This is a genomic window from Psychrobacillus sp. FSL W7-1457 (assembly GCF_038593405.1).
Lineage (GTDB): Bacteria > Bacillota > Bacilli > Bacillales_A > Planococcaceae > Psychrobacillus.
Genome location: NZ_CP151993.1, coordinates 3,252,357 through 3,276,176, shown reverse-complemented (window position 1 = coordinate 3,276,176; position 23,820 = coordinate 3,252,357). Strand labels below are relative to the sequence as shown.

General features: G+C 39.7%; 19 protein-coding genes. All 19 read left to right on the top strand.

Going from position 1 to position 23,820, the window contains the following annotated elements; genetic code table 11:
- The first annotated feature begins 21 nt into the window (after nt 1-21).
- Complete coding sequence (purC, locus tag NSQ95_RS16100; protein ID WP_340882073.1) at nt 22-738, top strand: phosphoribosylaminoimidazolesuccinocarboxamide synthase; 717 nt, start codon at nt 22-24, stop codon at nt 736-738.
- Complete coding sequence (gene purS, locus NSQ95_RS16095) at nt 735-989, top strand: phosphoribosylformylglycinamidine synthase subunit PurS (RefSeq protein WP_169360550.1); 255 nt, start codon at nt 735-737, stop codon at nt 987-989. Before purC ends, purS begins: the two co-directional genes overlap by 4 nt.
- The gene (gene purQ / locus NSQ95_RS16090; protein WP_169360551.1) at nt 986-1,672 is read left to right on the top strand and encodes a phosphoribosylformylglycinamidine synthase subunit PurQ; all 687 of its coding nucleotides are present in this window, start codon (nt 986-988) and stop codon (nt 1,670-1,672) included. The genes purS and purQ overlap by 4 nt, the downstream gene beginning before the upstream one ends.
- Entirely contained in the window at nt 1,656-3,887 is a 2,232-nt protein-coding gene (gene purL, locus NSQ95_RS16085) for a phosphoribosylformylglycinamidine synthase subunit PurL (RefSeq protein ID WP_340882077.1), read from the top strand. Before purQ ends, purL begins: the two co-directional genes overlap by 17 nt.
- The gene (gene purF, locus NSQ95_RS16080) at nt 3,863-5,284 is read left to right on the top strand and encodes an amidophosphoribosyltransferase (protein ID WP_298470737.1); all 1,422 of its coding nucleotides are present in this window, start codon (nt 3,863-3,865) and stop codon (nt 5,282-5,284) included. Before purL ends, purF begins: the two co-directional genes overlap by 25 nt.
- 11 nt (nt 5,285-5,295) lie before the next feature.
- Complete coding sequence (gene purM, locus NSQ95_RS16075) at nt 5,296-6,351, top strand: phosphoribosylformylglycinamidine cyclo-ligase (protein ID WP_298470735.1); 1,056 nt, start codon at nt 5,296-5,298, stop codon at nt 6,349-6,351.
- On the top strand, nt 6,351-6,920 hold the full coding sequence (gene purN, locus NSQ95_RS16070) for a phosphoribosylglycinamide formyltransferase (protein WP_340882079.1): 570 nt from the start codon (nt 6,351-6,353) through the stop codon (nt 6,918-6,920). The genes purM and purN overlap by 1 nt, the downstream gene beginning before the upstream one ends.
- Before the next feature lie 277 nt (nt 6,921-7,197).
- Nucleotides 7,198-8,733 carry a bifunctional phosphoribosylaminoimidazolecarboxamide formyltransferase/IMP cyclohydrolase gene (gene purH / locus NSQ95_RS16065; protein ID WP_169360556.1) on the top strand — a complete coding sequence of 512 codons (1,536 nt, stop codon included), beginning with the start codon at nt 7,198-7,200 and terminating at the stop codon, nt 8,731-8,733.
- Between the two features lie 17 nt (nt 8,734-8,750).
- Nucleotides 8,751-10,010: a phosphoribosylamine--glycine ligase gene (gene purD, locus NSQ95_RS16060; RefSeq protein ID WP_342559963.1), complete on the top strand. Its 1,260-nt coding sequence runs from the start codon at nt 8,751-8,753 to the stop codon at nt 10,008-10,010.
- Between the two features lie 579 nt (nt 10,011-10,589).
- The gene (locus NSQ95_RS16055; RefSeq protein ID WP_298470728.1) at nt 10,590-12,320 is read left to right on the top strand and encodes an adenine deaminase C-terminal domain-containing protein; all 1,731 of its coding nucleotides are present in this window, start codon (nt 10,590-10,592) and stop codon (nt 12,318-12,320) included.
- An 11-nt stretch (nt 12,321-12,331) separates the two neighbouring features.
- Nucleotides 12,332-13,390 (top strand): DUF3048 domain-containing protein, encoded by a 1,059-nt coding sequence (locus tag NSQ95_RS16050; RefSeq protein WP_298470726.1) that lies wholly within the window; start codon nt 12,332-12,334, stop codon nt 13,388-13,390.
- A 25-nt stretch (nt 13,391-13,415) separates the two neighbouring features.
- Entirely contained in the window at nt 13,416-13,736 is a 321-nt protein-coding gene (locus NSQ95_RS16045) for a YerC/YecD family TrpR-related protein (protein WP_169360559.1), read from the top strand.
- A 382-nt stretch (nt 13,737-14,118) separates the two neighbouring features.
- Nucleotides 14,119-14,799 (top strand): heptaprenylglyceryl phosphate synthase, encoded by a 681-nt coding sequence (locus tag NSQ95_RS16040; protein WP_251556590.1) that lies wholly within the window; start codon nt 14,119-14,121, stop codon nt 14,797-14,799.
- A gap of 70 nt (nt 14,800-14,869) precedes the next feature.
- Nucleotides 14,870-17,098, top strand: a complete 2,229-nt coding sequence (pcrA, locus tag NSQ95_RS16035) for a DNA helicase PcrA (protein ID WP_251556573.1) — start codon at nt 14,870-14,872, stop codon at nt 17,096-17,098.
- A gap of 22 nt (nt 17,099-17,120) precedes the next feature.
- On the top strand, nt 17,121-19,121 hold the full coding sequence (gene ligA / locus NSQ95_RS16030) for an NAD-dependent DNA ligase LigA (RefSeq protein ID WP_342559962.1): 2,001 nt from the start codon (nt 17,121-17,123) through the stop codon (nt 19,119-19,121).
- Nucleotides 19,122-19,135: 14 nt separating this feature from the next.
- The gene (locus NSQ95_RS16025; RefSeq protein WP_342559961.1) at nt 19,136-20,269 is read left to right on the top strand and encodes a CamS family sex pheromone protein; all 1,134 of its coding nucleotides are present in this window, start codon (nt 19,136-19,138) and stop codon (nt 20,267-20,269) included.
- 82 nt (nt 20,270-20,351) lie between these two features.
- Nucleotides 20,352-20,642 carry an Asp-tRNA(Asn)/Glu-tRNA(Gln) amidotransferase subunit GatC gene (gene gatC / locus NSQ95_RS16020; RefSeq protein WP_169360564.1) on the top strand — a complete coding sequence of 97 codons (291 nt, stop codon included), beginning with the start codon at nt 20,352-20,354 and terminating at the stop codon, nt 20,640-20,642.
- A gap of 22 nt (nt 20,643-20,664) precedes the next feature.
- Entirely contained in the window at nt 20,665-22,131 is a 1,467-nt protein-coding gene (gene gatA, locus NSQ95_RS16015) for an Asp-tRNA(Asn)/Glu-tRNA(Gln) amidotransferase subunit GatA (protein WP_169360565.1), read from the top strand.
- On the top strand, nt 22,131-23,561 hold the full coding sequence (gatB, locus tag NSQ95_RS16010) for an Asp-tRNA(Asn)/Glu-tRNA(Gln) amidotransferase subunit GatB (RefSeq protein ID WP_342559960.1): 1,431 nt from the start codon (nt 22,131-22,133) through the stop codon (nt 23,559-23,561). Before gatA ends, gatB begins: the two co-directional genes overlap by 1 nt.
- The last annotated feature ends 259 nt before the right edge of the window (nt 23,562-23,820 follow it).

Sequence of the window (23,820 nt, the reverse complement as noted above, 5' to 3'; positions counted from 1 at the left end):
GATTATATGGGGGAAACTATCGTGATAAAAGGCGATCTATTATACGAAGGTAAAGCAAAAAGATTATATGCAACGGAGAACGAAGAGGTTCTCTACGTTACATATAAGGATAGTGCAACTGCATTTAACGGAGAGAAGAAGGCAGAAATCAATGGTAAGGGCATATTAAATAACAAAATTACTACTATTCTTTTCGAACAGCTAAAGAAGTATGGGATTGAATCTCATTTTATTGAGCAGCTTTCTGAAAATGACCAACTGGTAAAGAAAGTAGAGATTATCCCGCTTGAGGTTGTTGTAAGAAATATAGCTGCCGGAAGTCTTTCTAAGAGACTTGGTTTGGAAGAGGGGACCCTTCTAAAACATCCAATTGTTGAGTTTTATCTAAAGGATGACGAGCTTGGTGACCCACTTTTAACAAATGCACATTTAGATTTATTGGAAATTGCTTCTTCTGAAGAAATAGATACGCTTCAAACGATGGCACTCAAGGTTAACCAAGTGCTTCTCCCAATATTCTCTGATATTGGTGTTACTTTAGTAGATTTCAAATTAGAGTTTGGTAAAACAGCGGACGGTTCTATTTTGCTTGCCGATGAAATCTCTCCGGATACTTGTCGACTTTGGGACAAGGAAACAAACCAAAAACTAGATAAAGACGTGTTCAGACGCAATTTAGGAAGCTTAACAGAAGTTTATGAGATTATACTTTCCCGTCTAGGAGGACTATCAAAATGAAAAAAGTTAAAGTATATGTGACACTTCGTGAAAGTGTATTAGATCCACAAGGGAGTGCAGTAATGGGTGCACTACATTCTATGGAATACAAAGAAGTTACGGACGTGAGAATTGGTAAATATCTGGAGCTCCAAATAGAAGAAGGAACACGTGATTTAGATGCAATGATAAGAGAGATGTGTGAAAAGCTTTTAACGAATACAGTAATTGAAGATTATCGCTATGAGGTGGAGGAGGCTGTCAGCAAATGAAGTTCGCTGTCATCGTATTTCCAGGATCCAATTGTGATTTAGATATGTACCATGCGATTAAAGATGAGCTTGGCGAAGAAGTAGAATACGTTTGGCATGATGAGAAGGATTTAAGCAAATTTGATGCCATTTTACTGCCAGGTGGGTTCTCTTATGGTGACTACCTACGTTGTGGTGCCATTTCTCGCTTCTCAAATATTATGTCTGAAGTGGTGAAGGCTGCAGAAGCTGGTAAGCCAGTTCTAGGTGTTTGTAATGGATTTCAAGTGCTGACAGAGGCTGGCCTTTTACCAGGTGCCTTATTGCGCAACAAAGACTTAAAGTTTATGTGTCGCACGGTTGACTTAAGAGTAGTAAATAATGAAACCCAATTTACCTCTGCTTATAAGAAGAATGATGTGATTCAGATCCCGATTGCCCACGGAGAAGGTAATTATTATTGTGATGAACTAACATTGATGTCACTAAAGGAAAACAACCAAATTGTCTTTACCTATGCTTCTGACAATCCAAATGGAAGCATAGAAGATATTGCAGGTATTGTAAACGAAAGAGGAAATGTACTTGGGATGATGCCTCACCCAGAGCGCGCTGTAAGCGAAATGATGGGTGGAAGTGATGGATTAGCATTATTCAAATCTATTTTGAAACAGTGGAGGGAATCTCATGTCAGTCATGCTTGAACCGAATGCGGAGCAGATTAAAGAACAAAAGCTATATGCTCAAATGGGAATGTCCGATGAAGAATTTGCGATGGTGGAAAAAATCCTAGGAAGACTGCCTAATTATACAGAGACTGGTTTATTCTCTGTTATGTGGTCGGAGCACTGCTCTTATAAAAATTCTAAGCCAGTTCTACGTAAATTCCCTACAAAGGGACCTCAAGTTTTACAAGGGCCAGGAGAGGGTGCAGGTATTGTCGACATTGGTGATGGGCAGGCTGTAGTTTTTAAAATGGAATCGCATAACCATCCCTCTGCAATCGAGCCTTATCAAGGAGCTGCAACAGGAGTAGGCGGAATTATTCGAGATGTCTTTTCAATGGGAGCACGTCCAATTGCTATGTTAAATTCTTTGCGATTTGGTGAACTAAAAACACCACGCGTTAAATATTTGTTTGAAGAAGTAGTGGCAGGTATTGCTGGCTATGGTAACTGTATTGGTATTCCAACAGTTGGCGGAGAAATTCAGTTTGATGACTGTTACGAGGGTAACCCACTAGTAAATGCTATGTGTGTCGGTTTAATCAACCATGAGGATATCCAAAAAGGAATAGCAGCTGGTGAAGGTAATACAGTGATGTATGCTGGAGCAAAAACAGGACGTGATGGAATTCATGGTGCGACATTCGCCTCGGAAGAATTGACGGAAGCTTCTGAAGAAAAGCGTCCTGCAGTTCAAGTAGGGGATCCATTTATGGAAAAGCTTTTATTAGAAGCATGTCTAGAGGTTATTAAATCGGATGCAATTATCGGGATTCAAGACATGGGAGCAGCTGGTTTAACTTCTTCCTCGGCAGAAATGGCTTCAAAAGCTGGGCACGGAGTAGAGATGAACTTAGACTTTGTTCCACAGCGCGAAACTGGTATGACTGCCTATGAAATGATGCTATCTGAATCACAGGAACGCATGCTAATTGTTGTTAAAAAGGGCCGTGAAGAAGAAATCGTTGAGGTTTTTGAAAAGTATGGTCTAGATTGTGTTGCTGTAGGTAAGGTAACAAATGATAAAATGCTTCGCCTTCTTCATAATGGCGAGATTGTAGCCGAGGTTCCAGCAGATGCACTTGCTGAGGAAGCACCGGTTTATCATAAGCCTTCTAAAATTCCTGCTTATTACACAGAATTCCAAGCTATGGAAAACAAAGAACCTGTAGTAACGGACTATAACGAAGCTCTTATAAAGCTTCTTCAACAGCCTACAATTGCTTCAAAGGAATGGGTGTACGATCAATATGACTATCAGGTTAGAACTAGTACAGTAGTTACTCCTGGTTCCGATGCAGCAGTTGTACGTGTTCGTGGGACAAATAAAGGCCTTGCTATGACGACAGATTGCAACTCTCGCTATATTTATTTAGATCCAGTAGCCGGAGGGAAAATTGCAGTGGCAGAGGCAGCACGTAATGTAGTGTGTTCAGGAGCTAAGCCATTGGCAATTACTGATTGTCTGAATTTCGGTAACCCTGAAAACCCGGAAATCTTCTGGCAGTTAGATCAGTCAGCAGAAGGGATAGCTGCTGCTTGTATCGCCTTAGACTCACCGGTAATTGGAGGAAATGTGTCCCTTTATAATGAAAGAAGTGGAACAGCCGTTTATCCAACACCAACCATTGGTCTTGTAGGATTAGTAGAGGATTTGGCTCATGTAACAACTCAATTTGTTAAGCAAGCGGGAGATCTCGTTTATTTGATTGGTGACACTAAAACAGAATTCGGTGGCTCGGAGCTACAAAAATTAGTAGAAGGTCGCATTTTTGGTCAAGCGCCTTCCATCGATTTAGAGGTAGAAGCAGCTCGCCAACAAGCCTTATTATCAGCTATTCAAGCTGGTTTAGTACAGTCAGCCCATGATATCGCAGAGGGTGGTTTTGCAGTAGCATTAGCTGAAAAAGCATTTGGCGCTAAAGGTCTTGGAGTAGAAGTGACGGTTCAAGGTTCAGCAGTAACGACTTTATTTAGTGAATCCCAATCTCGTTTCATCGTGACGATCAAGCCAGAGGATGTTGAACAGTTTGAAGCAATTGTAGAAGATGCTGTGAAAATTGGCCAGGTAACTGATACAAATAATCTAGTAATCTCTCAAGAAGACGGAACTACATGGATCAGCGGTTCTGTTGACGAATTCCGTTCCGCTTGGAAAGGAGCCATACCATGCTTGCTGAACTCAGAGGCTTAAACGAAGAATGTGGTGTGTTTGGTATTTGGGGTCACACCCAGCCAGCGGCCATGAGTTATTATGGACTGCATGCATTACAGCACCGTGGACAGGAGGGTGCAGGGATCGTTGTAACCGATGGCAAATCCTTACGCGCCGTAAAAGGCGAAGGCCTTGTGAATGACGTGTTTAATAATGGAAAGCTGGAGCAGCTGGAAGGGCACTCGGCTATTGCTCATGTTCGTTATGCAACAGCAGGAGGATCTGGACTAGAGAATGTACAGCCTTTACTATTCAATTCTACGACAGGCAGCTTAGCCATTGCGCACAATGGTAACATCGTCAATGCTACTCGTTTGAAGCGTAACCTAGAGCAGCAAGGAAGTATTTTTCAAACGACTTCAGATACAGAAGTGCTTGCTCACTTATTAAAAAAGAGTAAATTACCCTCCTTTGAAGAGCGTGCAAAGCAATCTCTTCGATTACTAGAAGGAGCCTTTGCCTTCATCATTCTGACCGAGGATGGCATGCTAGTCGCGCAGGATCCGCAAGGCATGCGTCCTCTTTCCCTAGGGAAATTAGACGATGCTTGGGTAGTGGCTTCTGAAACAAGTGCCTTCGATTTAATCGGAGCAGAGCTAGTACGCTCTATCCATCCAGGAGAGCTTTTAATTATTAATGACGAAGGTTGTCGTTCGGAACGTTATATTGAAAAAAAGGACCGTGCGATATGTACAATGGAGTATGTCTACTTTTCTCGCCCGGACTCTGATATAGATGGCATAAATATTCATATGGCAAGAAAGCGTTTAGGAAAGCAACTAGCAAATGAAGTATTCATCGATGCAGATGTGGTAACAGGTGTCCCAGACTCCAGTATTTCTGCAGCAATAGGATTTTCAGAATCAACGGGTATTCCGTATGAGCTAGGTCTGATCAAAAACCGTTATGTTGGCCGAACGTTTATCCAGCCATCGCAGGACTTGCGTGAGCGTGGAGTTAAGATGAAGCTATCACCAGTTCGTCAAGTCGTGAAAGGCAAGCGTGTTGTTATGGTTGATGACTCTATCGTTCGTGGAACTACCTCTAGAAGAATTGTAAATATGCTAAAGGAGGCAGGAGCGACAGAGGTTCACGTAGTTATTAGTTCTCCTCCTTTAAAGAATCCGTGCTTTTATGGGATAGATATTAGTTCTGATTCTGAACTGATTGCAGCAAATAATTCTATTGAAGAAATGCGTGAATTGATTGGTGCAGATTCCCTTTCCTTCTTATCGGTGGAGGGAATGGTAGAAGCGATTGGCAGACCAGACGGTGAAAAAAATTGTGGTCATTGCTTAGCCTGCTTTACTGGAGAATACCCGACAGATATATTTCCAGACACAAAATTACCACATGAAAAAGAGCTTGTTCGATAGGAGGATTATAGATGTCAAAAGCATATGAAAAAGCTGGTGTAAATATTGAAGCTGGCTATGAAGCAGTTGAACGCATGAAATCACATGTCGAACGTACAGCTAGAAAAGGAATCATGGGTACTTTTGGTGGCTTTGGAGGAATGTTCGACTTATCTTCTTTAAATTATAAAGAACCAGTCTTAATCTCTGGGACTGATGGTGTAGGAACAAAGCTTAAGCTTGCCTTTATGATGGACAGTCACGACACAATTGGTATCGATTGTGTTGCTATGTGTGTAAATGACATCGTTGCACAAGGAGCAGAGCCTTTATTCTTCTTAGATTATGTAGCGGTAGGTAAGGCAGTACCGACTCGTATCGAACAAATTGTAAAGGGCGTTGCAGATGGATGTGTTCAGTCTGGTGCAGCCTTAATAGGCGGAGAAACGGCAGAAATGCCAGGGCTTTATGAAGAGAATGAGTACGATTTAGCGGGGTTTGCTGTTGGTGCTTGTGAAAAAGCAAAAATAGTAACAGGTGAGCAGATTAGTGAAGGAGATGTATTAGTTGGTATAGCCTCTAGTGGTGTTCATTCCAATGGATATTCTCTTGTACGTAAAATAGTATTTGAAGAGCAAGGGTATACAGCAAATACGATAGTGGAGGGTTTTGAGGACCTTGGAGAAATTGGCAAGGCTCTCTTAACTCCTACTAAGATTTATGCAAAACCAGTAATGGAGTTACATCAGCAATTAAACATCCATGGTATGGCGCATGTAACTGGCGGAGGGTTCTATGAAAACCTTCCACGGATGATGCCTGAAGGGTTGGCAACTGAAATAGATCTTGGTTCTTGGGAAGTGCTACCGATATTCCAATTCCTCAAGGAAAAGGGGCAGCTGACTGATAGAGATCTTTACAATGTATTTAATATGGGAATTGGCTTTGTACTAGCTTTAACTGAGGAAGAGGCAGAAAAGGCGATTGCTATAGCTGAGACTCATGGAGAAAAAGCATACACAATCGGTCGTGTGGTAAAAGGGGAAGGCGTACTATTCAACGGAACACATGACGGGAGTTTAGTGTAATGAGTACAGGTCCAAAGTTTGCCGTCTTCGCTTCAGGAAGCGGCACTAATTTTCAAGCAATCTATGATGCGGTTAGGACGGGTAAGCTGGTAGGTGAACCCGTCTTAGTTGTAACAAACAGACCAGATGCATATGTTGTGGATCGTGCAAAGGCAGTAGGAATTGAAACGCTAATATGTAAGCCATCCGATTATTCTACAAAGGAAGCTTATGAGCAGGAAATTTTAAACGAATTACAAGAGTTACAGGTAGAATGGCTAGTGCTTGCTGGTTACATGAGATTGGTTGGCAATGTGTTACTGGATGCATATCCGAATCGTATAGTTAATATTCATCCTTCCTTGTTACCCGCCTTCCCTGGAAAAGACGCTATTGGACAGGCAATGGAGCATGGTGTGAAAGTTACGGGGGTCACCGTGCACATAGTAGACGCAGGTATGGATACAGGACCAATATTAGCTCAATGTGCTGTAGACGTCATATGTGATGACCGAGAGAAGACAGAGGAAAGAATCCATGCAGTAGAGCATGAATTATACGTAAAGACCTTGCAACAGCTGTGGAGTTAATGGACATAAGCTTAAGTACTTCCAAAAGCTCAACTTTATTAATAAACGTATGAAAGTTTCTTCATGGTCAATTACTTAGCACTTTTTTTAAGAGATTATTTTACCTTTATCCATGCTTGATTGAAGCGACAGATGAGGGCTTATCGCTCCCCCCGCGAAAAAGCGTCCGAGATATGAGCGGAAATCAATGTATTTTATTTTACTATTTACTTTTAAAGCTGGGATAAAATAAGCTTTACTTTAATATCGATTTTTAAAAAAATTAGGAGGAATTATTGTGTCTAAACGTGCGTTAATCAGTGTATCTGATAAATCAGGAATTCTTGAGTTTGCAAAAGAGCTGGAACAGCTTGGGTATGAAATTTTATCAACTGGAGGTACCAAATCATTTTTAGAGAAAAATGGAGTTGCTATTACCTCTGTTGACCAAGTAACTAATTTTCCAGAGATTTTGGATGGTCGAGTAAAAACATTAAACCCAATGATTCACGGTGGATTACTAGCAAAGCATGATGATCCCTCTCACCAAGCTCAATTAGAAGAACATAACATAACCCCAATCCAAGTGGTTTGCGTAAACCTTTATCCTTTCCGTGAAACTATTTCAAAACCTGATGTAGCATTTGAAGATGCTATTGAAAACATCGATATTGGTGGGCCGTCTATGCTACGCTCAGCAGCTAAAAATCATCAGTATGTAACAGTAGTTACTGATACAACTGATTACGAAGAAGTGTTAAGTCAGCTAAAAGAAACTGGAGAAACTACTATTGAAACACGTCGTAGACTTGCAGCTAAAGTATTCCGTCACACAGCAGCTTATGATGCGTTAATCGCAGATTATATGACAAATCTTACGGGAGAAGAATTCCCTGAGCTATTAACTCTTACATATGAGCGTAAGCAAGCTTTGCGTTATGGAGAAAATCCTCATCAACAGGCTGCATTCTACAAACGCCCACTTGGTTCTGATTTCTCGATCGCATCGGCTAAGCAATTACACGGTAAGGAGCTTTCTTATAACAATATCCAAGATGCAAATGCTGCTATCCAAATTGTTAAGGAATTTGAATTACCAGCTGCAGTTGCTGTGAAGCATATGAATCCATGTGGAGTAGGTACAGGAAACACAATTTCCGAGGCATTCCAAAAAGCTTATGAAGCAGATTCTACATCTATTTTTGGAGGAATTGTGGCTTTAAACCGTGAAGTGGATGCTACTACTGCTAAAACATTAGCAGGCATTTTCTTAGAGATTATTATTGCTCCGTCCTTCTCCGAGGAAGCCATTGCAATGCTAACTGCTAAGAAGAACATTCGTCTTTTAACTATTTCCTATGAGCAAACGAAAAAAGACAAATGGAATACGGTCTCAGTAGAGGGTGGATTATTAATACAATCTCCAGATACTTACGGGTTAAAAGATGCAGATGTTCGAGTAGTTACAGAACGTCAGCCTACAGAGGAAGAATGGAAATCGATGACATTGGGATGGAATGTTGTAAAGCATGTTAAATCTAACGCCATCGTGGTAGCGAATGAAGAAATGACAGTAGGTGTAGGAGCAGGCCAGATGAACCGTGTAGGATCTGCTAAAATTGCTCTTGAACAAGCAGGTGATCTTGCAAAAGGAGCTAGTCTTGCATCAGATGCTTTCTTCCCTATGAATGATACGGTAGAGGCAGCTGCCAAAGCTGGTGTTACAGCAATTATACAAACTGGTGGATCTGTGAAAGACCAAGATTCAATTGATAAAGCAAACGAGTATGGAATTGCGATGGTATTTACTGGCGTGCGCCATTTTAAACATTAAGGAGGCTTCCCACATTCATGAATATTCTTGTTATTGGTAGTGGAGGGAGAGAACATGCTATTGCTAAGCAGTTCCATCTATCTCCGTCTGTTCAGAAAGTGTTTGTAGCACCTGGGAACGCAGGGATGGAAAAGGACGTTCAAATTGTTCCGATTGATACGTTAGCTTTTGACGAGTTAGCCAAGTTCGCAAAAGAAAACAAGATTGATTTAACGTTTGTCGGACCAGAACAGCCTCTTGCAGAAGGGATTGTAGATTTCTTCGAAGGTCAAGGCTTACGTATATTTGGCCCAACGAAGGCTGCCGCACAAATTGAAGGAAGTAAAACCTTTGCAAAAGAATTAATGGACAAATACAAAATCCCAACAGCTGCTTATGAAACATTTACAGAGGTAGACAAAGCAAAAGCATATATTGAACGTCTTGGAGCTCCAATTGTTGTGAAGGCGGATGGTCTTGCTGCTGGGAAAGGAGTAGTAGTTGCGATGTCGGTTGAAGAGGCGACAGCCGCAGTAGAGGACATGATTGGTAACCAATTGTTTGGAGAATCTTCCTCTCGTGTTGTTATAGAAGAGTTTTTAGATGGAGAAGAATTTTCATATATGTCCTTTGTCCACAACGGAGCTATTTATCCAATGGTAATAGCTCAGGATCATAAACGTGCTTTCGATGGGGATGAAGGCCCGAACACCGGAGGTATGGGTGCATATTCCCCTGTGCCACAAATCTCTAAGGACGTAATAGAGACTGCTTACCAAACGATTGTGGAACCAACCGTTCAAGCAATGACTGCGGAAGGTTATCCTTTCACAGGTATTTTATATGCTGGTCTTATCCTGACAAAGGAAGGTCCAAAAGTTATTGAATTTAATGCTCGTTTTGGAGATCCTGAAACTCAAGTAGTTCTTCCTAGAATGAAGAGTGATTTTGGTGAATTTATGGAAGCGTTGATGGAAGGAACGTCTTATCATGTAGAATGGTCCGACGAGGCAATGTTAGGTGTGGTAATTGCTGCTGAGGGATATCCAATGAATCCGGCAAAGGGTGCAGTGATTCCTAATTTAGATTATTTGACTGAAGAGGGACTACATATATTCCATGCAGGTACGAAGTTGCAGGATGGAGAGCTAGTAGCAAACGGTGGTCGTGTCTTATTAGTAGCGGGAAAAGAAGCAACCTTAAAGGCTGCACAGCAAAGTGTCTATGAGAAGCTATCTAAAACAGAGTGGAATGGTTTATTCTATAGAACCGATATTGGTTGGCGAACATTTAAATAATTTGGAAAGAATGTCCGGTATACGCTTGGACATTCTTTTTTTAGAAACGTGCGAGAACAGATTGTACTTCTCACGGAAGGTAATGTTTCATTAAGTGATAATACCTAATAATAGCAAAATGCAACATTTGACCACTTGTTTTAGTTTAGAGTTGCTAATGGACTGTGAAAGTGATACTAAGTCAGTTCTTTATTTCCGAAATACCTATGATTAAAGCGACAGGCGGGCCTTAAGTAGAGCTTGCTTATCGCTCACACCACAAAAAATTCTTCGCTAGATAAGTGGAAATCTGCCATCACGTGTTAGTTCTAAACAATGACCTTTTTAAAATTTATCATAATTTCCTTTAAGGAGACTATTATATAAGAGAAGGCTATGCGATAGATTTTCTAAACTACCATATACCAACTTTACTTGTCTTTAAAATAGAGATTATTCGGTCGATAAATATAGTAGCAGATAAATTTACCTATTTGTTTATCAGAATTTACAAAAAATATAATTCAACACTTTGATTTACTAAAGTACTGTGCTAGTATTATTTTTATGAATAGAATATACGGGAAGGAGAAGGGTTACATGCATTATCCAATATGGAAAATCGAACACATAAGGCATCAAATAGAAGTGGTTAACGGTACAAAAGCACCCGACATTCTTATTAAGAATGCTACTTACTTACATAGCCATTTAAAAAAGTGGATAAGTGGAAACATTTGGATTGTCAAAGACCGCATCGTTTATTCAGGGTCTGAAACACCTCTCATTACGGATGAGACTGAAGTATACGATGCTGCAGGGCAAAAGATTGTACCTGGTTATATTGAACCCCATGTACATCCATTCCAGCTTTATAATCCACAAACATTTGCAGATTACGCTTCACAGCTTGGAACCACAACATTTATATCAGATAATTTAATCCTTTTCCTGATGCTTGAAAATAAGAAAGCGTTTTCAATAATGGATGAGTTAAAAAAATTACCCTTTTCTTTTTATTGGTGGGCTCGTTTTGATTCCCAAACAGAATTAGAAAATGAGGAGCAGCTTTTTAACTCCAAAACAGTAGGAGAATGGATCAATCGACCGGATGTCATTATGGGTGGTGAGCTGACGGGATGGCCTAGATTACTATCCGGAGATGACCAGATGCTGTATTGGCTTCAGCAGGCTAAAACCAAAGGAATGAAAATCGAAGGACATTTTCCTGGTGCATCCGAGAAAACACTTGCTAGAATGAGATTATTAGGGGCAGACGGTGACCATGAGTCTATGACAATCGAGGAAGTAGAAAGACGGATACTGCATGGTTATGCAGTTACCTTACGTCATTCTTCCATTCGTCCAGATTTACCAAACCTACTAAAGGATATTTTAGAGAAGGATCTACGTATCTTTGATCATTTAATGATGACTACAGATGGTTCGACACCATCTTTTCATACTGACGGTGTAATGGACAAATGTATCCAGGTAGCATTAGATGCAGGTGTAGATCCGGTTGATGCGTACTTGATGGCGTCATTTAACGTTGCAAAGTACTATAATCTTTCAAATTTACATGGTGTTATTGCAACAGGTAGACTTGCAACATTGAATTTTCTAGAGGACGAGCGAAATCCTGTCCCAATCGCCGTTTTATCAAAAGGAGTATGGTTAAGAAAAGACGGAGAAAAAGTTCGTGGATTAGAAGAGGTAGATTGGTCTAATATGCCGCCGCTTCAGCTAGACTTCGATTTAACCGATAGCGATTTTCAATTCTCGATGCCATTTGGTATTGAAATGGTGAATGACGTCATTACTAAGCCTTATTCTATTAGTGTTGATACAACGGACAATGAATTGTCTCAAAGTCACGACCAAAGCTTCCTGCTACTTATAGATAGAAATGGTAAGTGGAAAGTATCTACTTTAATCAAAGGCTTCGCAACGTCCTTAATGGGATTTGCTTCTTCCTATTCGAATACTGGGGATATATTATTGATTGGGAAGAGTAAAAAAAGTATGATGCAGGCCTTTGATGAAATGAAGAAAATGAACGGCGGGATCGTCATTGTAGAAGATGACCAGGTTGTCTGTTCAATCAGTCTTCCAATAGGTGGAGGGCTTTCTGATAAGCCAATGGAAGAGCTTATAGAGGAAGAGATAGTGTTAAAGAGAGAACTAGCTAATAGAGGATTTAAGCATGGGGATGCTATATACACACTGCTGTTTTTACAATCTACTCATTTGCCGTATGTCCGTGTAACTCAAAAAGGGATATTCGATGTGATGAAGAAGAAGGTTTTATTTCCAGCAGTAATGAGGTAGGAGGCTTTAGCGTGTTAAAAAAATGGGGAATGATTGCTGTTGTTTGTGTTTTACTTTCAGGGTGTTCAAAGGAAGCAGTAATAGAGGAAGTAGTTGCTGAAGATATTAAAGAAGAGGTAGAGGAGAGTGTGGCTGAAATAATTGAAGAGGAACCGACAGTCTTGCCGTTCAATGCTCCATTTACTGGGGTTGGATCAGAAGAAGAGTTAAAGCAAAGACCAGTTATGGTAACTATCAATAATCATCCACAAGCACGTCCGCAATCAGGGATATCTCAAGCAGATCTAGTTTATGAAGTCATTGCAGAGGGAAATGTTACTCGATTTTTGGCAATTTTTCAAAGTGAGATTCCAGATAATATTGGACCAGTTAGAAGTGCTAGAGATTACTTTGTAGAGCTATCCAAAGGGTTAGATGCCTTTTATGTGGCACATGGCTATAGTCCAGATGCACAGAAAATGTTAAACGCTAGAGTAGTAGATAATATAAACGGTATGCAGTATGATGGAATCTACTTTAAGCGTTCAAAAGAAAGAAAAGCACCACATAACTCTTATATTTCAGGTGAGAATATTTTAGCTGGAGCAGAACGAGTAGGGGCTTCAATGGAATTGAACAAAATACCGACCTTCTCTTTCTTAGAATCTATAGATGGTGCTAAGATTGGAAATCCAGCTTCCAATATAACTATTCGCTACGGTAATGGTACTAGCTTTGAGAACGAATATAATTATGTTTCAGACGAAGGGATTTATGAAAGAAAGTCTGCTGGAGTGCTTACAACCGATAAGGAGAACGAGACTCCTGTAAAACTTTCAAATCTTATTTTTATGGAAATCCCACATAAAACCATTGATAATTCTGGGCGTCAGCAGTTAACATTAGCTAATGGAGGAAAAGCATATCTTTTCCAAGCCGGTATTATGAAGGAAATAGAGTGGAAAAATATAGAGGGCATATTGGTCCCTATGGATAATGGTGTACCAGCAAAGCTAGTTCAAGGGAAAACATGGATTAGTATTGTTCCGACAAATCCTGGGATAGAAAATATGGTTAAGTATATACCGTAAACGACTAAAGAAAGGAATGAATACATTGCAGATTGAAAAAATTAAAGGTAAACAAACAGACCAACTATTCAATGCTATTCTGCAGTTAAAGGATATAGATGAGTGCTATCGATTTTTTGACGACTTATGCACGATTAGCGAAATTCAATCACTTGCTCAGCGATTTGAAGTAGCCCATTTGCTTCGTCTAAAGAAAACTTATGAATCTATTAAAAAAGAAACTGGTGCAAGCACTGCTACTATTTCACGTGTTAGACGAGCATTTGATTATGGCAATGATGCGTATGACGAAATGCTAGATAGATTATATCCAGACGAGAAACCAGTGTTAAATAGAAAAGAGTAATAGAGAAGAGCTCTCTCCGAAACTTATTCGGGAGAGTTTTTTTGTTGTTAAGGAAATTATAAAACTCGGAACCTGTGGATAAATTGATGTCTAGCTCCACCGCCTTGCCCCTCGGGGTCAAATGGATAAAAGCTCCGGTGGCTGAGGAACTGCCTCCTCGCTTTTCTCCATTTGCCTGTCGGGGCAGATATAGGCGCTTGCGCTTTTCTTGTTTGAAAGAGAAGTACTTAATAGCTTTGGAAAATAAATTTACGGGAAATCTCTTGACGTATGTTGAATTTTTATTACAAATTTGGATTCCTCATGGCTTATGAGCGATGTAAGCAGGTATTTTTGGTATAATGGAGTAATGTTATCAAACAACAATTGTGTAGGTGAAAAAATGGATTATAAAGAGTGGAGACATATATTTAAGCTAGACCCTGCGAAGGAGATTTCTTCCGAGGCATTAGAGAGGGTATGCGAATCTGGAACAGATGCTATTATTATTGGCGGTTCTGATGGCGTGACCTTAGACAACGTAATAGATCTATTAATGAGAATTCGTAGATACGCAGTTCCGGTAGCGTTGGAAGTTTCTACGATAGATAGTATAACCCCGGGTTTTGATTTTTATTTTATTCCTAGTGTTTTGAACAGCACCGATACGAGATGGGTGAAGGACCTGCATCATAAGGCGACAAAGGAGTTTGGTGAGGTTATGAATTGGGAGGAAATAATCCCAGAAGGCTATTGTATTTTAAACCCTGACTGTAAGGCAGCTATACTGACACAAGCGGAGCCAGTTGAAACAATCGATGATATAATTGCCTATGCTCAAATGGTAGAGCATATGTTCAAATTCCCTGTCTTCTACATGGAATACAGCGGAAAATATGGTGACGTTCAAACTGTAGCCAAGGTAAGATCGGGTTTAAAACAAACCCAGCTCTTTTATGGTGGGGGCATTAAAACAGAAGCACAAGCCCGCGAAATGGCTGCCTATGCACATACCATTATTGTAGGAAACCAAATTTACGATAATTTGAATGAAGCGTTGAAAACTGTTAATGCAGTAAAATGAATTGAGGAAATAGATAGCCGAGGTTATAATAGAAAGAACAAATGTTCTTGTAGAGGAAGTGTAGTAAAGTATGGAACTTATAGCTAAAACCCTATTAAACGGGATGAATAAAGAGCAAGAGGAAGCAGTGAAATCAACTGACGGTCCACTACTGATTATGGCTGGAGCTGGATCTGGTAAAACAAGAGTGCTAACACATCGCATAGCCTATCTAATCGTGGAAAAGGAAGTTTATCCTTCTAAAATATTGGCCATTACCTTTACCAACAAAGCTGCCCGCGAAATGCGAGAGCGTATCAATAGTATTTTAGGAGAAGGCACTGGAGAAAGAATGTGGGTTTCTACGTTTCACTCGATGTGTGTACGTATTTTAAGAAGAGATATCGATCGAATTGGTTATTCTAAAAGTTTCTCTATATTAGATACTTCTGACCAGCTGACAGTTATTAAAGGTATTTTGAAGGATTTGAATATTGATACGAAACAATATGATCCTCGCTCGATGCTGAATGCTATTAGTAGTGCAAAAAATATATGTATTGATGCAGACACATATAAGGCTCAAATGAATGATTCCAATCCTTTTGAGAAAACAGTAGCAAAGGTATACGAAGGGTATCAAAAACGTCTGAGAAAAAACCAGTCGTTAGACTTCGATGATTTAATCATGACTACCTTAACATTGTTTAAGCGAGTGCCAGATGTATTGGAATACTATCAAAATAAGTTTCAGTATATCCATGTAGATGAATACCAGGATACGAACAAGGCTCAATACGAGCTAGTTCAAATGCTTGCAAACAAGTTCAAAAACATCTGTGTTGTAGGTGATTCTGATCAATCCATATATCGCTGGCGCGGCGCGGATATACAAAACATCCTTTCCTTTGAAAAGGACTATCCAAACGCGAAAGTGATTATGCTGGAGCAAAACTATCGGTCATCTCAAAGAATCTTAAAAGCAGCAAATGACGTCATTTGTAATAACCAAAGTCGTTATCCAAAAGTGTTGCGAACTGAAAACCTTGAAGGTGAAAAGATTGAGTTGTTCCGTGCAAATGAAGAACAGCAGGAAGCTCAATATGTTGTTCAAAAGATTCAAGAGCTAATAGAAACAGAAAACAGAACGCTAAACGACTTTGCTATCTTATATCGAACGAATGCCCAGTCACGTGTAATGGAGGAAGTGCTCGTTAAATCGAACATGGCCTATACGATTGTTGGAGGTACCAAGTTCTATGATCGGAAAGAGATTAAAGACTTACTTGCCTATCTACGACTGATTGCCAATAATGATGATGATTTATCACTTGCTCGAATTATAAATGAGCCTAAGCGCAACATAGGAGCAACCTCATTTGACCGAATAGCAAGATATGCTATAGAACAGGATCGTTCCATTTTAGACGCTTTAAACGAGGTAGACTTCATGGGATTACCTGCTAGAGCAGTGAATTCTGTAGTAGGCTTCCATGGACTCATTCAAAACCTAACTCAAATGCAGGAGTTCCTGTCAGTAACTGAGATTGTGGAACAGGTATTAGAGAAAACTGGATATAAAACGATGCTAAAAAATGAAAAGACAATTGAAGCAGAAAGCCGTCTAGAGAATATCGAGGAGTTTTTATCTGTAACGAAAGCCTTCGAAGAAAAAAGTGACGATAAATCCCTTGTTGCATTTTTAACAGACTTGGCGCTCATTTCAGATATTGATAAGCTCGATGAAGATGAGGACAAGTCACAGGGCAATATTATCCTGATGACAATGCATGCAGCTAAGGGGCTGGAGTTTCCTGTAGTATTTATCATTGGAATGGAAGAAAATATTTTTCCACATGCTCGCTCCATTGGAAACGACGAGGAGATGGAGGAAGAACGTCGTTTAGCATATGTAGGTATTACTCGTGCTGAGGAAAGATTATTTATCACATGTGCACAAGCACGAACTATATTTGGACGCAGTAGCTTTAACAGTCCCTCTCGTTTCATCGCGGAGATTTCAGATGAAATTATTGAGGTTGTAGGGTGGTCCAGAGATATCCGCAAAAACAAAAATAGAGATACAAAAGTAATTGCACCAGTTCCTCGTGCTGCAGTTTCTAGACCAGCGTACCAATCGACCGGTGGAGAGCGTTTAGGCTGGCAGGTTGGTGACAAGGCAGCCCATAAAAAATGGGGCGAGGGTATGGTTGTCAGCGTTCGTGGCGATGGTGAGAATACAGAGCTTGATATTGCTTTCCCAAGTCCGACTGGGATCAAGCGATTACTTGCTAAATATGCACCGATTGAAAAAGTATAATTTTCTTAGCGGAGGAAAATCGATGGATAAATTAGAAAGAGTAAAAGAGCTGCATAAAATATTGCATGACTATAGCTACTCATACTATGTATTAGATAAACCGACAGTACCCGATGCTGTTTATGATCAATATTTGCATGAACTGATTGCACTAGAGGAAGAAAATCCGGACTTGATTTTCCCGGATTCTCCTACTCAGCGTGTAGGATTAACTATAAGTGAAGGATTCAAAAAGGTTACCCATGCCAATCCAATGCTAAGTTTATCCAATGCATTTAATGAAGAAGATATTAGAGATTTTGACAAACGTATTCGAAACATTATTGATGAGACACCGGTCTACGTATGTGAACTAAAAATAGACGGACTTGCTGTTTCACTTTTATACGAGAATGGACAACTCGTTCGTGGAGCAACTCGTGGTGATGGAACAACAGGTGAGGATATCACGAGTAACATTAAAACGATTCGTGCTGTCCCTTTACGTTTACAGGAAAATGTAACGCTAGAGGCTAGAGGAGAGGCGTATATGCCTAAATCTTCTTTCCTAAAGCTAAATGAACAACGAGCAGAAGATGGGTTAGAATTATTTGCGAATCCGCGCAATGCAGCTGCTGGTTCCTTGCGTCAGCTAGATCCTAAAATTGCAGCAAGCCGTAATTTGTCCATGTTCATTTATGGCATGGGGGGGGACGGAGAAGAGTTTAATATTGACGATCACTCGGAAGCCCTTAAGTATATGAGAAAGCTAGGATTACCTACTAATAACGAAACGAGAGAATGTCATTCCGTTGAAGAGGTTATGGCTTTTATTGAAGAATGGACGACCAAAAGAAATGATATTCCTTATGAGATAGATGGAATTGTGATTAAGGTGAATAATTACTCGCAGCAAGAGGAACTTGGCTTCACAGCTAAAAGTCCACGTTTTGCTATTGCCTACAAATTCCCTGCTGAAGAGGTAGTTACGACGATAATTGGAATCGACCTAACAGTGGGACGAACTGGTGTAGTTACTCCAACTGCATTGTTAGAACCAGCACAGGTGGCAGGTACAACAGTACAAAGAGCTTCCTTGCATAACGAGGATCTTATTCGCGAAAAGGATATACGAATAGGCGATCGAGTAATCATTCGAAAAGCTGGGGACATCATCCCAGAAGTAGTGGGAGTAATCCTTCAAGAAAGAAAGGATAATCTAGTCCCTTATGAAATGCCGACAAACTGTCCTGCATGTGATAGTGAACTGATACGTATTGAAGAAGAGGTCGCTCTACGATGTGTTAATCCGCAATGTCCAGCTCAAATTCGTGAAGGAATTTATCACTTTGCTTCCCGCAATGCGATGAATATAGAAGGTCTAGGTGGTAAGGTTGTAGAACAGCTCTATAGAGAAGAACTTATAAAGGATGTTTCGGACTTATATAAGCTTACGATCGAGGACTTGGTAAAGCTAGAGCGAATGGGTATGAAATCTGCTACTAATCTTGTCGAGGCTATTACAACTTCAAAATCCAATTCAATGGAGAGAGTATTATTTGGATTGGGCATACGCCATATTGGTGAAAAGGCTGCAAAAATTCTTTCTGAAAAGTTCCTAGATTTTGATGCACTAATGCATGCTACACGAGATGAAATTACTGACATTCATGAAATTGGTGAAAAGATGGCAGATTCTCTTGTAACTTATTTTGAACAGGAAGAGGTTCAAAAGCTAATTGATCGATTAAAAGAAGCAGGATTAGCAATGAGATACACAGGTAAGGTTATTGATGCTGCTACAATGGAAAACAGTCCAGTTGCCGGTAAAACGGTTGTCTTAACAGGGAAACTCACACAATTGACACGTCCAGAGGCAAAAGAAAAAATAGAATCATTAGGTGGTAATGTAGCTGGCAGCGTAAGTAAAAAAACAGACTTAGTTATTGCAGGAGAGGATGCTGGATCTAAGCTAGAAAAGGCTACTAGTCTTGGTATTGAAGTCTGGGATGAGCAAAAGCTATTGGACCATTTAGAAGGATAAAAGGAGTTAAAAGCATGACCAAAAAATATTTAGTGTTAGCTCTTTTGATTTTGGCGTTAGTTATAACGGGATGTACTCCGAATCAAAAAAACGATACAGAAGTTGTGCAAAATACGGAGGAAGAAGCGAAAACAGTCGTGATTCCAAGCATTCAGCTGGATGAAACCTATTATCGTACTTTGATGCCGTATGAAGAGAGTGCAAGCAGAGGATTAGTTGTCTCAAATCTTAACACGAAATACGACATGAAAGAAGTAGAATTAGGTCTTTTTCGAATTTCTCAAACAGAATTTTCACCAGATAAGTATATGTTCCAAGAAGGACAATACTTAAAAGGAGATACTTTAAAATCTTGGCTTGCAAGAGAGGGACAAACAAAGGATGGGTTAAATCCGAATGCAGAGGGTCTAACAGGGGAAGAAAAAGCATTAAAAGCACCTGTTTACATTACACATATTGTCGAACAAAACTATCTAGAGGTCGTAGATAATAAAGCTAGACTAGCGGGTGTATCTGTAGGTCTTTCCTTAAATTCAATTTATTATTATACAAAGGAAGAATATGGGGCAGAATATGAACAAGCCTTAACAGATGAGCAAATCAAGCAAAATGGGGAAAGAATAGCTAAAGAAGTTGTAAGTCGTATGAGGAAAATTGCTGGCTTAGAAGAGGTACCTATTGTTGTAGGTTTATTTAAACAAAATAGTAATAATGCTATTGTTCCAGGTACTTATTTTGAATACGGTGTTGCTTCTAAAGGAGGGAATTTGTCTGATTGGAAGCCTATCAATGAAGAATATATTATGTTCCCGTCTTCCGATGCTGAAAAAAAATATCGTGACTTAAATACAATCTTTAGTAACTTTAAGAGGGATGTGGAAGAGTATTTCTCTAATTATACTAGTGTCATTGGCACAGGATACTTTAAGGACCAGCAACTACAGAAGCTAACTATTGAAATACCAATACAGTTTTTCGGCTCTGCAGAGTTAATTGGATTTACACAGCAGCTTGCGGGATATATGAAAGCCAATTTCGATGCTTCAATGAATGTAGAAATTCAAGTGAACTCATTGGATGGTGCTGAGGCATTGCTAGTTAAAGAGGCTGGTGAAGAGGACGCATTTGTTCACATTTATAACCATTAAGGAAACGATGCGTACTCTGTTCAACTAGTGTGAAAAATGATATGATTATTGTTATGGTTTATTGAATTCGGAGGTGTAAAAATTGGCGAATATTTCAAAAGAAGAAGTAAAACATGTTGCGCATTTAGCTAGACTTGCTATTACTGAAGAAGAAGCGGAGATGTTTGCAGAGCAACTAGCTGCAATTACTAAGTTTGCAGATGAGCTGAACGAATTAGACACTACTGATGTAGCTCCAACTACTCATGTATTACCATTAGTGAATGTGCTTCGTGAGGACAAATCAGTACCTGGCTTAGAACGTGAGAAAATGATGAAAAATGTTAAAGAAGAAGAAGCAGGACAAGTAAAAGTACCAACTATTATCGAATAAGAAAAAGTTAGGAGGGCATCTGATGACATTATTCAAACATTCAGCAGTAGAACTTCAAGATTTGATCAAAAAGAAAGAAGTATCTATTGAAGAGCTAACTGCTGAATCCTATAAAAGAATTAATAAAGTAGACGGAGAAGTTCAAGCTTTTCTAGCGTTAAATGAAGAGCAAGCAACTGCTCAAGCAAAAGAAATGGATCAAGTTCCTTTCGAGGAAAGAGGCCCCCTTTTCGGAATGCCAATCGGAGTAAAAGACAATATCGTAACAGAAGGTATTGAAACTACTTGTGCAAGTAAAATTTTAGAAGGCTTTAACCCTATTTATGATGCAACTGTTGTACATAAACTACGTGATGCTGGATTAATAACAATTGGTAAGTTAAACATGGATGAGTTCGCAATGGGCTCTTCGAATGAAAACTCTGCCTTTAAAAACACAAGAAATCCTTGGAATTTAAATCATGTACCTGGTGGATCTTCAGGTGGTTCGGCTGCAGCTGTAGCAGCAGGAGAGGTACCATTTTCATTAGGATCTGATACTGGTGGATCTATTCGTCAGCCAGCTTCATTCTGTGGAGTGGTTGGGATGAAGCCAACATACGGCCGAGTATCACGTTTTGGATTAGTGGCATTTGCTTCTTCTTTGGATCAAATCGGACCTGTTACACGTAATGTAGAGGACAATGCCTTTTTACTAGAGGCTATTTCTGGTTTAGATGCAAGTGACTCTACTTCTGCAAATGTGGAAGTACCTAGCTTTACTAAATCATTAACAGGTGATATTAAAGGACTTCGTATTGCTGTTCCTAAAGAATATTTAGGACAAGGTGTTGGAGAAGCATCTAAGCAATCTGTTCTTGACGCACTAAAAGTTTTAGAATCACTTGGTGCAACGTGGGAAGAAGTATCGTTACCACATTCTAAGTACGCTTTAGCAGCTTACTATTTATTGTCTTCTTCAGAAGCTTCCTCTAACTTAGCTCGTTTTGATGGAATTCGTTATGGCTTCCGTGCAGACAACGTAGAAAACTTAATGGAGCTTTATAAAGAAACTCGTGCACAAGGCTTTGGTGATGAAGTAAAACGTCGTATCATGCTAGGAACTTATTCACTTAGCGCTGGTTCATATGACGCTTACTACAGAAAAGCACAGCAAGTACGTACTTTAATCAAGCAAGACTTTGACAATGTATTTGATAAATACGATGTTATCATTGGACCAACGACGCCAACTCCAGCATTTAAAATTGGGGAAAATGTTAAGGATCCATTAACGATGTATGCAAATGATATTTTAACAATTCCAGTAAACCTTGCTGGCGTCCCTGGAATTTCTATTCCTTGCGGATTCTCAGACGGTCTACCACTAGGATTACAAATTATCGGTAAATACTTCGATGAAGCAACTATCTATCGTGTGGCACATGCTTATGAGCAAGCAACAAGCTTCCATAAACAAACTCCGCAAATATGGGAGGGAGCAAAATAATGAATTTTGAAACGATTATTGGATTAGAGATTCATGTAGAGTTAAAAACAGACTCTAAAATGTTCTCACCAGCACCAGCTCACTTTGGAGCAGAACCAAATACAAATACACATGTAATTGACCTAGGTTACCCTGGAGTATTACCTGTTGTTAATAAAACAGCGATTGAGTGGGGCATGAGAGCTGCACTTGCACTTAATATGGACATAGCGCCTATTACTAAATTCGACCGTAAAAATTACTTCTATCCGGATAATCCAAAGGCTTACCAAATCTCTCAATTTGACAAGCCAATCGGTGAAAATGGTTGGGTAGAAATCGAAGTAGGCGGCGAAAAGAAACGTATCGGGATTACTCGTCTTCACTTGGAAGAGGATGCAGGAAAGCTTACACATACAAGCAATGGATACTCTCTTGTTGACTTCAACCGTCAAGGTACTCCTTTGATTGAAATCGTATCAGAGCCAGATATCCGTACGCCGGAGGAAGCTTACGCTTACCTAGAAAAGGTTAAATCAATTATCCAATATACAGGAGTTTCTGACTGTAAAATGGAGGAAGGTTCCCTTCGTTGTGATGCGAACATTTCCTTACGTCCATATGGTCAAGAAAAATTCGGTACGAAAACAGAGCTTAAAAACTTAAACTCCTTCAACTTTGTTCGTCGTGGTCTTGAGCATGAGCAAATTCGTCAGGCAGAGGTTCTACTATCAGGTGGGGTTATTCCACAAGAAACTCGTCGCTATGATGAGTCAACTGGTAAAACACTATTAATGCGTGTTAAAGAAGGAGCGGATGATTACCGTTACTTCCCAGAGCCAGACTTAGTGCAAATTGTCATTGATGATGCGTGGAGAGAACGAGTTCGCTCTGAAATTCCTGAGCTTCCAGATGCACGTAAAGTTCGGTATATCGAGGAGCTAGGCTTACCTGCATATGATGCAATGGTACTTACTTTAACAAAAGAAATGTCTGATTTCTTCGAGGAAACTATCGCCCTTGGTGCAGATGCTAAGCTAGCATCTAACTGGTTAATGGGTGAGGTATCTGCTTATCTAAATGCAGATCAAAAAGAATTGAAGGATATCAAGCTTTCTCCTTCTAATCTTGCTGGCATGATTAAGCTAATATCAGATGGTACAATTTCTTCTAAAATCGCGAAGAAAGTATTTAAAGAGCTTGCGGATAACGGCGGAGATGCTGCTGAAGTAGTAAAAGCTAAAGGCTTAGTACAAATTTCAGACGAAGGTGCTTTACGTGAAATCGTAACTGCTACTTTAGATGCTAACCCACAATCAATTGAAGACTTTAAAAATGGTAAAGATCGTGCTATCGGCTTCCTAGTAGGACAAATTATGAAAGCAACAAAAGGTCAAGCGAATCCACCTCTTGTTAACAAAATCCTAAACGAAGAAATCGTGAAACGATAAAAAGAAGATGACTGGGACAAAACCTCCCACTAAAATAAAAGGCTCCTAAAATTTTACGAATAGTAAAATTTAGGAGCTTTTTTTAGTGTCAATTGTTGTTTTCCATTAAACCGGAGCTTTACGGGTGGACGCCCTCACCCAGGAGTCGCCACCTTCGCTCCAAATAACCATTTAGTAATTACATTCTACAGCAAAATAACAATATCAATAAGGCTAAGAATAGTTAGTTCCAATATGAAATATCAAATCAACCAAGCTA

Coding starts and splice junctions, on each gene's coding strand:
- purS (WP_169360550.1), top strand. CDS start 735: ATGAAAAAAGTTAAAGTATATGTGACACTTCGTGAAAGTGTATTAGAT.
- purQ (WP_169360551.1), top strand. CDS start 986: ATGAAGTTCGCTGTCATCGTATTTCCAGGATCCAATTGTGATTTAGAT.
- purL (WP_340882077.1), top strand. CDS start 1,656: ATGTCAGTCATGCTTGAACCGAATGCGGAGCAGATTAAAGAACAAAAG.
- purF (WP_298470737.1), top strand. CDS start 3,863: ATGCTTGCTGAACTCAGAGGCTTAAACGAAGAATGTGGTGTGTTTGGT.
- purM (WP_298470735.1), top strand. CDS start 5,296: ATGTCAAAAGCATATGAAAAAGCTGGTGTAAATATTGAAGCTGGCTAT.
- purN (WP_340882079.1), top strand. CDS start 6,351: ATGAGTACAGGTCCAAAGTTTGCCGTCTTCGCTTCAGGAAGCGGCACT.
- purD (WP_342559963.1), top strand. CDS start 8,751: ATGAATATTCTTGTTATTGGTAGTGGAGGGAGAGAACATGCTATTGCT.
- NSQ95_RS16055 (WP_298470728.1), top strand. CDS start 10,590: ATGCATTATCCAATATGGAAAATCGAACACATAAGGCATCAAATAGAA.
- NSQ95_RS16040 (WP_251556590.1), top strand. CDS start 14,119: ATGGATTATAAAGAGTGGAGACATATATTTAAGCTAGACCCTGCGAAG.
- pcrA (WP_251556573.1), top strand. CDS start 14,870: ATGGAACTTATAGCTAAAACCCTATTAAACGGGATGAATAAAGAGCAA.
- ligA (WP_342559962.1), top strand. CDS start 17,121: ATGGATAAATTAGAAAGAGTAAAAGAGCTGCATAAAATATTGCATGAC.
- NSQ95_RS16025 (WP_342559961.1), top strand. CDS start 19,136: ATGACCAAAAAATATTTAGTGTTAGCTCTTTTGATTTTGGCGTTAGTT.
- gatA (WP_169360565.1), top strand. CDS start 20,665: ATGACATTATTCAAACATTCAGCAGTAGAACTTCAAGATTTGATCAAA.
- gatB (WP_342559960.1), top strand. CDS start 22,131: ATGAATTTTGAAACGATTATTGGATTAGAGATTCATGTAGAGTTAAAA.